We start from the raw sequence: 11,676 nt of genomic DNA, 5'->3' as shown, positions 1-11,676 counted from the left end.
GAACAATTGGAGAATTACAGGGTAACACGTAGTATCGGATATCATGCACGGAACGGACTCAACAAGGTAGCCTGCCAATCCATGACAGACCGCAGCCCAGACAAATCCCACATCGACGCCCCTGAAGTTGCCGCCTGGTGGGCCGAACGACGCCAGTATCTCGAGCGAATCCGCAAAGTTCCCGAGATTCGACAGCGATTCTGGCGGGAAGTTGCTATCTACCTGTTACGGCGTGTGCTGTGGTCTTACGGCTTCTTCCCCATCTTCATTGCCTTCTGGCTGCCCTTTGTCCTGGCCAGCTTCAACCCGGTAGTCATGGCCGGTGACCTGATCCCGATGCTGCAGGAGTTCGTCAACTCGAATCCGGAGGAACAGGCCACGACCATCAGCACCCTGACGATCGCCTGGCTGTCGATCGGCTCCTTTTTCCTGATATTCGATTTTGTTCTGACCCCGTTCCGGTCTCCCTATCAATATGAAGCCGATGTTTACATGAAGTCCTGGGAGCAACTTAACCATGATCGGCTTCCGGACAAAATGTGATACGACCGGCATTCTGATCAAGTTCAGACACTTTCTGTTACATAACGTTGCAGACAGTGGTTAAGATGAACCCATAACAAAGCATCCGGAACACTTGGATCAAGAGGTTTTGTCATGGTCGATTTCAGGCCGCTGCTGTTCATCAATGCACTTGCGCTCATGCTTCTGGTTACTGCCGGATTCGCATCGGTTCGCAAGGATCTGGATACCACCGACACCACAGCTCCGGCTCTGGCGCAAACCGTGGAGCATGCCACCGCGCCGGAAACCTCAGCCGCGAAAACACCCACAACCCGGATTGAAGCCGAAACACCCGCACCTGTGGCTGAAGAGCCGCTGTTTGCTGATACCCGCGAGACACCATTGGCAGACACTCCGGAGACGCCGCAGCCCGTCGACAACGCGCTTCCGGCCACCGGCGAACAGACCGAAACAGCAGCAAACAGCGAACCGTTCACCGTTGAACCAATGCCCGAAAACCCGGAAATGCTGGCCATGGCCGAACCAGTTTCGGCTATGCGTTCCCAACGCGACGTGCCGGAGACGAAACCCGCGCCCGAGCCTCCGAAAACCGGCACCCTGGTGTTACGCTCCAACGTGGTGGGCGATCAGGTTACGATCAACGGTAAATCCTATGGCGCCACCCGCCTGGACCTGGAGCTGGACCCCGGCCTCTATGACATCACCATCGAAAAGCCCGGATACCAGTCCTGGAGCAATTCAGTGGCACTGGAAGCCGGCGACGAACTCACGCTGGTCGGCAAACTGGAAGCCTTCACCACCGTAAACTACAGGAATGGTGAATGGCGCGGCGGCATCACCACTGGTGATGGCACCTGGGAAGATAGCTCCGGCCTGCGTTATGAAGGCCACTTCGTGGACGCCGAGTTTGATGGTTCCGGTACCGCCTGGTACTCCGATGGAAGCCGCTACGAGGGCGACTGGAAACGGGGCGAACGGCACGGTGAGGGGCGCTGGCGCTCCGCAGACGGCACGACTTATACCGGCCAGTTCCAGAACGATCAGTTCCACGGCAAGGGCACGCTTACCCTGGCCAACGGCGACATATTGACCGGAAACTGGGAGCAGGGCCGTATGAATGGCCATGGTTCCCTGACCACCGCCGATGGCATGCTGTACGTTGGCGGCTTTCGGAATGATGAATTCCACGGCCAGGGCGCCCTCACCTACCCGGACGGACGCTCCTACGAAGGCGAATTCTCCAACGGCGAATTTCATGGCAAGGGCTCGGAAGTCTTTGCTGACGGAAAGAAATACGATGGCCAGTACATGGAAGGCAAGTTCCACGGCAAAGGCCTGCTGCGCAACCCTAACGGCAGCTCCATCGAGGCCACTTTCCGCCATGGTGAACCCTATGGACAGGTTCGCCTGACAACCGCGGCCGGCGAAGTGTTTACCGCCCGCACCACGGAACCCGGTGTCTGTTATCGGGAAAAGAGTTATCGGGCAACCCAGTGCCCGCAACTGGAAGGCTGGTAATCACCCGGTCGCAGCACCCACGCGTTTGCAGTAACAGGTTGAGGTAGTGACATGGCAATCAAAAATGCTCTGCTGGTGGACGACTCCAAAGTTGCCAGGTTTGCGCTAAGCAAACTGCTCGAGAGTCGGGACATGGAAGTGAACATGGCGGGATCAGCAGAAGAAGCGCTGGATTTCCTGAAGAGCCACGACCGGCCAGACGTGATCTTTATGGATCACCTGATGCCCGGCATGAATGGCGTGGAAGCCACCAAGGCCATCAAGAACAACCCGGAAACGGCCGGCATTCCGATCATCATGTGTACCTCCAAGAAATCCTCTTCCTTTATGGAGGAAGCGCGCAACTTTGGTGTCTACAACATCCTTACCAAGCCGCCTCACAACGAAGGTCTCAACCTGATGCTGGAGCAGTTGGCCAGTGACGTCGAGCAGGGGAACGTGCCAGAAGCACCTGTTGAAATGAACGGCCATGACCTGCGCGAGTCAGATGACGAACCCATGGACTTTCCGGAGGATGCCTCTGTGCAACTGTCGCCAAAAGCAGAAAGCGGCCTGAACGGCCAAAGCGCCCCGAATGTGGTGCCTCTGACCAGCGACCTGATTGAGCAGATTGCCCGCTCGGCGGTCAAGACTCATATCAACAACCGGCTGCATGAACTGCTCAGTTCCCTTTTCGACGAGCAGTTCGATCACCTCAAGCGTGCGCTGGACGAAACCCGCAGCAAGCAGGAAGCCACCATTGAGGAGCGCCTGGAGTCACTCAGCAAGATGCTGGATGAACGCACCCGCAACCTGCGCGACGAAGTGGCCGCCGAAGTGAACCTGAACCTGGGTCGCGAACTTACCTCCCTGAAAAAAGAACTCTCCAAAAACGCCGGGTTCACCTCCGAGCACATGGCGGAGTTGAAGGATCACATCACCAGCGTACAGACCATCGACACCGAGTTCTGGCAAACCCTGCAGTCAGAAGCCATTCAGCAGGCCCACGAGATTTCCCGGGAGACCGCCGAGGACATTGCCCAGCGCACCATCGATCTGTACGTGTCTCAGCAGCGCTCGGCCAACTCGCGCATCTATACCGTTGGCTTGGCCATCAGTCTGGGTATTTTCAGCGTAGGAATCGCCTGGTTATCCGGCCTGTTCGGCTAATTGCCCACGGACCTGCTGCCAGTCCTGAGGGGTGTCAACGTCCTGTTGCACCCCGGCTATTTCAACCGGACGGGTTCCGGCCCGGTTCAGAACTACCCCCGCCCCCGCATCGCCCTTAAGCAATAACAGATCTCCCCAGAGCGATTTCGGAATCCAGGCTGGCACGCCTACCCGCTTGCCATAACTGGCTGCCCAGGGCACCTCTGGCTTCCGCCGGGCGTTTGCGGACAGCCGTCTGAGCCCTTCGGTATCCAGTAAGGGCTGGTCTGCCAACAGCACAAACACACCCAAAGCAGCGGGAGAAAGTGCCTGCAGGCCGGCAATCAACGACGTCGACAAGCCCTCCCGCCAACGCTCGTTAACCACCCAGCGCGCCGGTTGCCGATTGCAGCGAAAGCGCACCAGAGGGAAGCCTGCGCCCGCAACCACCCACGTCTGCGCCGATAGCTGCCGCGCCTGACCAATAGCGTGCCCTAGCAATGAACCGCCACCTGGCAGCTTCAAAGCCTGCTTGTAACACCCCATTCGTCTCGCCTGGCCGGCTGCCAGCACCAATGCCGGAAACTGCGGATCCTTGATGCTATGATTCGCGTTTATGATGCGCCCCCTGAAACTGCTGAATGCAGCGATTTTTGCTAGAATTCCGCCATCATGCAACCTGACCACGCCGGACCCTCCATGAACCATCTCTTTGTCGACAACCTCACTGTGATTGATTTCGCCTATCTGGATCCCGCTCGAGGCCTGGTTGGCGAAAGCTGGATTGCCGATGTGGTGCTGGGAGGAGAACTGGACGAACAGGGCATGGTATTTGACTTCAGCAACGTCAAGCGCACCATCAAAAGGGTGATTGACGAACGCGTGGACCACCGGTTGGTGATTCCCCGCGGATATCAAGGCCTGCAATGGAGCGAGGACGCGCCCAACACTTTCCGCTGGGCACTCTCTGGCGGCGGTCACATCGAGCATAGCTCGCCGGACGAAGCCGTTGTCTGGCTGTCCTCGGACCGGGTCGTCCCGTCTGCCGTGGCCGCCCTGCTGGAAAAGGAGCTTAAAGCCGTTCTGCCCGGCAATGTCATCTCCGTCGACATCAACCTGCGCGAAGAAGTCATCGAAGGCGCCTACTACCACTATGTTCACGGCCTGAAAAAGCACCTGGGCAACTGCCAGCGCATTGCCCATGGGCATCGCTCCCCGATCCGCATTGACCGCAACGGACACCGGGCCTACGACCTCGAAGAACGCTGGGCGAAGCTCTGGCAGGATATCTATGTAGGCACAGAAGAAGACGTGGCTCGCCGATTCGTGGGCGAGGATGGCATTGGCTATATCACCTTCGAGTATGAAGCCAACCAGGGTGAGTTTGCCCTGACACTGCCTGAGCACCGCGTATACATGCTGGAAACGGACACAACCGTAGAGCTGATTGCCGCCCACATTGCGGACAAACTGAAAGCGGAGTTCTCCGGGGAGGAAATTCAGGTAAAAGCCTACGAGGGAGTGGGCAAAGGCGCTATTGCCATACGGGCCTGAACCGGCCACCCGGGATTGGCGTCCTAAACGGCGCGAATCCCGCCGACCATTCGTTAAGACACAAAAAAACCGCCCGAAGGCGGTTTTTTTGATGGCTATCCGGTGGACTAAACCGTCAAGCCTAATTGGCGTCCCCTAGGGGGTTCGAACCCCTGTTGCCGCCGTGAAAGGGCGGAGTCCTAGGCCACTAGACGAAGGGGACTAGAAATTGGTGGAGCCAAGCGGGATCGAACCGCTGACCTCAACACTGCCAGTGTTGCGCTCTCCCAGCTGAGCTATGGCCCCTCAACGGATGCGTATATTAAGGATCCGCCCTTGGGGCGTCAACACCCGATTCCGCTTTTTTTAAAGTTTTTTGAACATCCCTGTTCTCATCGTTCAATTAACCAACAAACCGCTCATCAAACACCCAGAGCGGCGTATTCCTTCTCTACTTTTTTGGTTTCTTTCTTGGAAAAGCCACCCATAACCTCAAGGGCATGACGCAAACGGGAGCGGGTCATGTCCGGGCCAAGCAACGCCATGGAGTCCATCACTGACCAGGAATTGGGCGTTCCGGCAATGGCCACAAAGATCGAGAACATGAAATCGCCCATCTTCAGGTCCATGGCTTTCGCCAACGCCTTGATGTCGGCAAAGATGGTGTCCTTGCTCCAGTGGCGCTGGGCTTCCAGTTTCCAAAGGGCAAACTGCAGCACGCGCTTGATCTGGCCTTCATCCAGTTTGTTATGGGCAAAGTCCTCCGGTTTCAGATTCAGCATGCCGCTGAACATGAACTGGGCCATTGGCGCCACATCGGAAAACACTTCTGCCCTACCCTTGATATGGGGCACCAGGGCTTTCAAGTCGTCCTGGTTAAACCACCACTGTTGCATCCGCGCCATGAACTGCTCGTCGCTCAGCTCCTCACGAATCCACTGGCCGTTGAGCCAACGCAGTTTTTCCACGTCAAACACGGGGCCACCCAGGGACACGCGCTGGATATCAAAGTTCTCGATCATCTCATCCAGAGTGAATTTCTCACGCTCGTCCGGCATGGACCAGCCCATACGACCCAGGTAGTTGGTCACAGCCTCTGGCAAGAAGCCCATACGCTCGTAAAAGTTGATACTGGTCGGGTTCTTGCGCTTCGACAGCTTGCTCTTGTCAGGGTTACGCAGCAGCGGCAGGTGACACAGCTCTGGCATATCCCAGCCAAAGTACTGATACAGCAGCTTGTGCTTGGGCGCAGAATTGATCCATTCCTCACCTCTCAGCACGTGGGTAATGCCCATCAAATGGTCATCAACAACATTGGCCAGGTGATAGGTCGGCATCCCATCAGACTTCAACAGGATCTGGCAGTCCACCTGAGCCCAATCGATCTCAATGGTACCCCGGAGCATATCCTGAATTTCACACACGCCTTCGTCGGGCACTTTCATGCGGATAACATACGGATCACCCGCATCCAGACGGCGCTTTACCTCTTCTTCCGGCAACTCCAGATCGCCCTTGATGCCGGGATTCAGGCCCTGAGCCCTGCGCTCTTCGCGGATAGCATCCAGCTCTTCCGGTGTACGGAAGCAATAGAACGCATGGCCAGCGGTGACCAGATCCTCAGCATACTGACCATACATGTGCTTGCGCTCAGACTGGCGATACGGGCCGTGGGGGCCGCCAACATCGGGACCCTCGTCCCAATTCAGACCCAGCCACCGCAACGCTGTCAGAATATCCTGCTCGGATTCAGCGGTACTGCGGGCCTGATCGGTGTCTTCGATGCGCAAAATGAACTGGCCGCCGTGCTGACGGGCAAAGCAAAGGTTAAACAGGGCCACGTAGGCGGTACCAACGTGTGGATCGCCGGTGGGCGACGGGGCAATTCGGGTGCGTACTGTCATGAAACCATCCTGAAAATAAGTGGCCGATTTATAAAGGGCGCATTATAGCGGCCATCCTGAGGTTTCGCATGGGCGGCTTTTGCATCTCCGATACAAACCGTTATATTATAACATTTCACGTACACGCAGGATTCAATACACCATGCCACAGAATGTCACCCGCCTGGCCCTCGCACTCTCAGCCCTGGCTATAGCAACACCCGCAGCCGCGACCAATGTGGTTGCGTCCATTAAACCTGTCGAACTTCTGGTCAAAGCTGTCGCGGGTGACAGCGTGGAAGTATCAACGCTGATACCACCCGGCTCCAGCCCCCACAACTACAGCATGAAGCCCTCTCAACGGCGGGCCCTGGAACAGGCGGATGTCATCTTCTGGGTGGGCCCGGATATGGAAACCTTCCTCAACCGTCTGCTCGGTGGCAAGGAATTCGCTGGCCGGGCGGTGGCTTTCATGGAAAGCGAAGGCGGTGAATCTGAGCACGACGAGCATCATGAAGAGCACAACCATGAGCATGAAGACCACGATGATCACGGGCATCATGACGAACCCGATGTCCATCACCACGATCACGGCGACGGCGAAGATCCACATATATGGGTAGACCCGATGCTGGCGCTGGACATGGCGAAAGACATCCGGAATGCGCTGAGCGAACATGAGGGCGTAAACCCCGAGGAGCTGAATGCCAATCTCGAGCGCTTTCAAGCCGAGCTGCTCAGTAAAGAAAAGAGTATTCGTGCGAGCTTTGCGGGCCTTAAAGATATCAGCCTGTTCGCGTATCACGATGCCTTTACTCGCTACGCCGATCACTATGATCTGACGCTGGACGGCATTCTGACACTGAACCCGGAGCTCTCACCCGGTGCCCGACATATTGCTGATGTGCAGGCCAAACTGGAGGCCGCCAATCACCCGTGCCTGCTGACCGAACCCCAGTTCAACCGTCAATGGTGGCGTTCCATTACCGAAGGGCTGAACGTCACTTTCAGCACCTGGGACCCGCTGGCAACCGACATTGAATCGACACCGGCAGGCTACATCGAGTTTCAGCAATCTGTGGCCGATGCGGTTCTCAAGTGCTTACCAGAGCAGGCTCAGTAGCACCGGAATAGAGACCATCGCCAACAGGGTTTGCCCGCTGATGATCCCTGCCATCAGCGGCGCATCCCCGCCAAGCTGACGCGCCAGGATGTAGGCGGACGTGGCAGTAGGCAAGGACGCCAACAGCACCGCCACCTTCACCAGCAGCCCTTCCAGCCCGAGCATCCAGGCCAGGCCCGCGGTCATCAGCGGAAACGCCACCAGTTTCAGGGCCGACGACACAATAAACGGAACCGAACCGCCACGCAGGGCACTGAGTTGCAAACCAGCCCCCACGCACATCAGCCCCATCGGCAGCGCCAGATTACTCAACGGCTCCAGTATGCCCGCCAGCAAGGGATGAAACCCTACCTGAAAATAGCTCCAGAGCACGCCAATGACCGAACCGACGATCAAAGGGTTGGTGACAATCGCCCGAATCACCGCCGCCAGATTGATTTGCTCTCGCCCTGCTACAAGAGCGAACATCAGAATACACAGCAGGTTCAACAACGGCACCATAATGGCCACGGCGATAGCCGTGAGCGAGAGCCCATCATCCCCCAGGAGCATGCCACCCGCGGCCAGACCCACGTAGGAATTGAAACGAATCGCACCCTGGTATACCGAAGAAAACACCGGACCAGACCAGCCCCAGAGCCACTGCGCAGCCACCAGCACCAGCGTCATCGCCAGCAGCATGGCGATAATCAGCATCGCCGTATCACCGTAGGCGGAAGGAGGCAGCCGGGCCTGCCCAAGCTTGAACACCAGCATGGCAGGAAACAGTACGTAATAGGTGAAGCGCTCCGCACGGGGCCAGAAATCACCTCCGGGAAAGTCCACGCGGCGCAAGCCATGGCCCAACATGATCAGCACGAAGACAGGAATCAAAGCCTGAACCACCATTGGCATCACCACCTCCCGACTACCAGACACCAGCCCGTTCACAGGTGCAAGACACTAGCACAGATCTTCGGCAAGTTCGCAGTTGCCATTTTGCTCACCCGGGGGTAGATTCAGAGCTTCTTCAACTCTAAAGGCGAAGTGCAATTCCCGTGAACATTCTGCGTTCAGGCAATTACACGATATCTCTGGCACTGCGGTCCTCCTTCGGGAACACCGGCAGGGCTGCCATCCGCCTCTGATTTCGCTGAATCCACTCTCTTCCCCGTCCGGATTCAGCGCCTAACCAACAATCGATTGTTTACCTGGAGATTGCTATGGCTGAATTGCCACCTATCACTGTTGCAGAAGAAGATTATAACCGTCTCAGCACCTTGCTTGAGCGGGTCGCCGGCCAGTCTGATGTGGCCGATGGGCTGGAAGACGAACTCAGCCGTGCCGACATGAAGCCTCTGGCCGACATGCCAGAGGGCGTGGTAACCATGAACTCACGAGTGCGCTTTCTGAACGAAGACACTGGCGAGGAGCACGAAGTGGCGTTGGTATACCCTCATGAAGTTGGCGACGCCGACCACAAAGTCTCGATACTGGCACCGGCCGGTGCAGCCATGCTGGGGCTGAGCATTGGCAGCAGCATCGAATGGCCCATGAAAGGCCGCAAGCCCATCCACCTGAAAGTGATCGGCGTTACCCGAAACCCATAAGCACTTTCCTTTACAAATATCAGGACTTGATATTTCTCCAAAGGCAGAACGGCCTCCGGTGGTAGCATTTCATCAATGCTAACCGACAGATCAGGAGGCCGTATGGCAGAGCAGCACCACGAAGACTGGGACCCCAGATCAGCCGAGGTTCAGACGGACCAGATCCGCGCCTACGATGCCATGCGCAAGGAATGCCCGGTAGCCTGGAGTGATTACCAGCAGTGGACGTTGTTTCGCCATGCCGATGTCATGCGGGCACTGGAGGATCATCACACCTTCAGTAACGCCGTCTCCGCGCACCTGTCCGTACCGAATGGCATGGACCCGCCCGAACACACCCCTTACCGCAAGGCCATCGAACCCTATTTTGCGCCCGAGCCCATGGCACACTTTGAACCGGTATGCCGGGATGTTGCCCGGGCGCTGGTGCAATCCCTGAACAAAAACAAGCCGCTGGATGTGGTCAACACTCTAAGCCGCCCCTTTGCACTACAGATTCAGTGCGCGTTTATGGGCTGGCCGGATAGCCTGCATCAACCGCTGGCCGAGTGGGTGATGAAGAATCACCGAGCAACCCTGGCCCGCGACCGTTCCGCCATGGCCGACGTTGCTGAAGAATTTGACGGGTACATCCGCGACCTTCTGAACTCACGGCGCCGGACCCGGGAGCCCGCACCAGATGATGTCACCACCCGACTAATGCGCGAGCAAATCGATGGCCAACCCATGACCGACGAAGAGCTGGTCAGTCTCTTGCGCAACTGGACAGTCGGAGAACTGGCCACCATTTCAGCCAGCATTTCCATACTGACCCACTATCTGGCCCATCATCCCGAGCTTCTTAATGACCTTAAGGCCGCCCCGGAGCAGCTCTCCGATGCTATTGACGAAATCCTGCGAATGGACGCCCCACTCATTTCCAATCGCCGATTAACCACCCGAGAGGTCAAAATAGACGGCAGAACCATTCCCGCCGGCGCGAAAATCACCCTTCTTTGGGCATCCGCCAACCGGGACGAAGTTGCTTTCGGCAACCCGGATCAGTTCTGCCCACGTCAGAACGCCGCGAAGAACCTGCTCTACGGAGCGGGCATACATATATGCCCGGGCGCACCGCTGGCGCGAATGGAACTGAGAGTTTTCATGGAAGAGTTGTTGAAACAGATCGACACCATCGAACCAGTGGCAGGCGAACAGCCTGAGCGGGCGATGTTCCCTACGGGCGGATTCAACGCTCTGCCGCTGGTATTCCGGTAAATGCCACACTGAAAAACAGAAAAGCCGCAGCGGAGCAACTCCGGCGCGGCTTTAAAGTACGCTGGGATCAGTCTTCGATAAACACCAGGCTTTCATCGGAGCCCGCGGCTTCAAGACGCCCCAGAGGCTGCAGATTCAGCCCATGCTTTCGGGCGAGGGCCTCAAAGGCTTCCCGGCTCTTTTCGGCCACGCTAACCATCAAGCCACCGCTGGTTTGCGGATCACAGAACAGCAGTTTGTCGGCGTCGGTCATACCGGAAATAGCCTTGCCGAAGGCCGCCGCGTTGCGGTGGGTGCCACCAGGGATGCAATCGGCATCAATATATGGCTTCAGGTTTGGCAGCACAGGCACAGCCTTGCGGCTTACCATTGCCTTCAAGCCACTGCCCCGGCAAATTTCCAGCAAGTGCCCGGCAAGACCAAAGCCGGTGACATCGGTCATGGCATTGACACCATCCACCTCAGCAAACACTTCGCCAACCTTATTGAGGGTCGCCATGTTCTCCACCGCCACGGCCAGGTCTTCAGGAGTAACCTTACCTTTCTTGGAAGCACTGGTGAGAATGCCGACGCCCAGTGGCTTGGTGAGATACAGCAAATCGCCCGCTTGAGCGGTATCGTTTCGGATAATACGGTCAACAGCCACCTGGCCAGTCACCGCCAGCCCGAATATCGGCTCCGGTGAATCGATGCTGTGGCCACCGGCCAGGGCGATACCTGCCTCGGCACACACGGCACGCCCACCATCGATTACCTTGGCGGCAATTTCCGGTTCCAGCTCATTGACCGGCCAGCCCAGAATGGCAATAGCCATCACGGGCTTTCCGCCCATGGCATAGACATCGCTAATGGCATTGGTGGCAGCAATACGGCCGAAATCGAACGGGTCGTCCACCACCGGCATAAAGAAATCGGTGGTGCTGATAATGCCAAGGCCGTTACCCACATCGGCAACCGCAGCATCGTCTCGGCTGCTGTTGCCCACCAGCAGTCGCGGATCGTGAAATTCGGGAGCATCAGTGTGAAGGATGCGGTCCAGAACGTCCGGAGCAATCTTGCAGCCACATCCGGCACCGTGGCTGAACTGGGTCAATTTGATGGACAAAGCGTCTTCCTTCTT

General features: G+C 57.3%; 11 protein-coding genes and 2 tRNA genes. 7 read left to right on the top strand and 6 right to left on the bottom strand.

The window, feature by feature from the left end; genetic code table 11:
- Positions 1 to 81 precede the first annotated feature (81 nt).
- The 3 genes from OZ656_RS08350 (at position 82) to OZ656_RS08340 (ending at position 3,192) form a co-directional block, all read left to right on the top strand.
- A complete protein-coding gene (locus tag OZ656_RS08350; RefSeq protein ID WP_023010480.1) occupies positions 82 to 543 on the top strand; it encodes a hypothetical protein in 462 nt (153 codons plus the stop codon).
- A 114-nt stretch (positions 544 to 657) separates the two neighbouring features.
- Positions 658 to 2,043 carry an MORN repeat-containing protein gene (locus tag OZ656_RS08345; RefSeq protein WP_199452192.1) on the top strand — a complete coding sequence of 462 codons (1,386 nt, stop codon included), beginning with the start codon at positions 658 to 660 and terminating at the stop codon, positions 2,041 to 2,043.
- Positions 2,044 to 2,094: 51 nt separating this feature from the next.
- A complete protein-coding gene (locus tag OZ656_RS08340) occupies positions 2,095 to 3,192 on the top strand; it encodes a response regulator (RefSeq protein ID WP_153740332.1) in 1,098 nt (365 codons plus the stop codon).
- Here OZ656_RS08340 and OZ656_RS08335 read toward each other — a convergent pair.
- On the bottom strand, positions 3,172 to 3,717 hold the full coding sequence (locus tag OZ656_RS08335; protein WP_194841890.1) for a nucleotidyltransferase family protein: 546 nt from the start codon (positions 3,715 to 3,717) through the stop codon (positions 3,172 to 3,174). The two genes, OZ656_RS08340 and OZ656_RS08335, sit on opposite strands and share 21 nt — an antisense overlap.
- A gap of 153 nt (positions 3,718 to 3,870) precedes the next feature.
- Here OZ656_RS08335 and OZ656_RS08330 point away from each other — a divergent pair, with 153 nt between their 5' ends.
- On the top strand, positions 3,871 to 4,725 hold the full coding sequence (locus OZ656_RS08330; RefSeq protein WP_014421114.1) for a 6-carboxytetrahydropterin synthase: 855 nt from the start codon (positions 3,871 to 3,873) through the stop codon (positions 4,723 to 4,725).
- Positions 4,726 to 4,851: 126 nt separating this feature from the next.
- Here OZ656_RS08330 and OZ656_RS08325 read toward each other — a convergent pair.
- The 3 genes from OZ656_RS08325 to gltX all read right to left on the bottom strand — a co-directional run bounded on the left by OZ656_RS08325 (position 4,852) and on the right by gltX (position 6,608).
- Positions 4,852 to 4,927 (bottom strand) — tRNA-Glu (locus tag OZ656_RS08325).
- Positions 4,928 to 4,934: 7 nt separating this feature from the next.
- Positions 4,935 to 5,010, bottom strand: a tRNA-Ala gene (locus tag OZ656_RS08320).
- 116 nt (positions 5,011 to 5,126) lie between these two features.
- A complete protein-coding gene (gene gltX, locus OZ656_RS08315; RefSeq protein WP_153740334.1) occupies positions 5,127 to 6,608 on the bottom strand; it encodes a glutamate--tRNA ligase in 1,482 nt (493 codons plus the stop codon).
- Between the two features lie 142 nt (positions 6,609 to 6,750).
- Between gltX and OZ656_RS08310 the strand changes: the two genes are divergently transcribed.
- On the top strand, positions 6,751 to 7,710 hold the full coding sequence (locus OZ656_RS08310; protein ID WP_153740335.1) for a zinc ABC transporter substrate-binding protein: 960 nt from the start codon (positions 6,751 to 6,753) through the stop codon (positions 7,708 to 7,710).
- On the opposite strand, the gene OZ656_RS08305 is transcribed toward OZ656_RS08310, so the two are convergent.
- Complete coding sequence (locus tag OZ656_RS08305) at positions 7,690 to 8,604, bottom strand: AEC family transporter (RefSeq protein ID WP_278350931.1); 915 nt, start codon at positions 8,602 to 8,604, stop codon at positions 7,690 to 7,692. The two genes, OZ656_RS08310 and OZ656_RS08305, sit on opposite strands and share 21 nt — an antisense overlap.
- Before the next feature lie 308 nt (positions 8,605 to 8,912).
- On the opposite strand from OZ656_RS08305, the gene rnk reads away from it, so the two are divergent.
- Complete coding sequence (gene rnk / locus OZ656_RS08300; RefSeq protein ID WP_014421109.1) at positions 8,913 to 9,299, top strand: nucleoside diphosphate kinase regulator; 387 nt, start codon at positions 8,913 to 8,915, stop codon at positions 9,297 to 9,299.
- Between the two features lie 102 nt (positions 9,300 to 9,401).
- On the top strand, positions 9,402 to 10,556 hold the full coding sequence (locus OZ656_RS08295) for a cytochrome P450 (RefSeq protein ID WP_278350932.1): 1,155 nt from the start codon (positions 9,402 to 9,404) through the stop codon (positions 10,554 to 10,556).
- Between the two features lie 67 nt (positions 10,557 to 10,623).
- Here the strand turns inward: OZ656_RS08295 and selD are convergent, their stop codons facing one another.
- Positions 10,624 to 11,661: a selenide, water dikinase SelD gene (selD, locus tag OZ656_RS08290; protein ID WP_278350933.1), complete on the bottom strand. Its 1,038-nt coding sequence runs from the start codon at positions 11,659 to 11,661 to the stop codon at positions 10,624 to 10,626.
- Between the last annotated feature and the right edge of the window lie 15 nt (positions 11,662 to 11,676).

It is taken from the genome of Marinobacter sp. LM1 (assembly GCF_042763285.1).
GTDB lineage: Bacteria > Pseudomonadota > Gammaproteobacteria > Pseudomonadales > Oleiphilaceae > Marinobacter > Marinobacter nauticus.
This window is presented reverse-complemented; position numbering and strand designations above follow the sequence as displayed.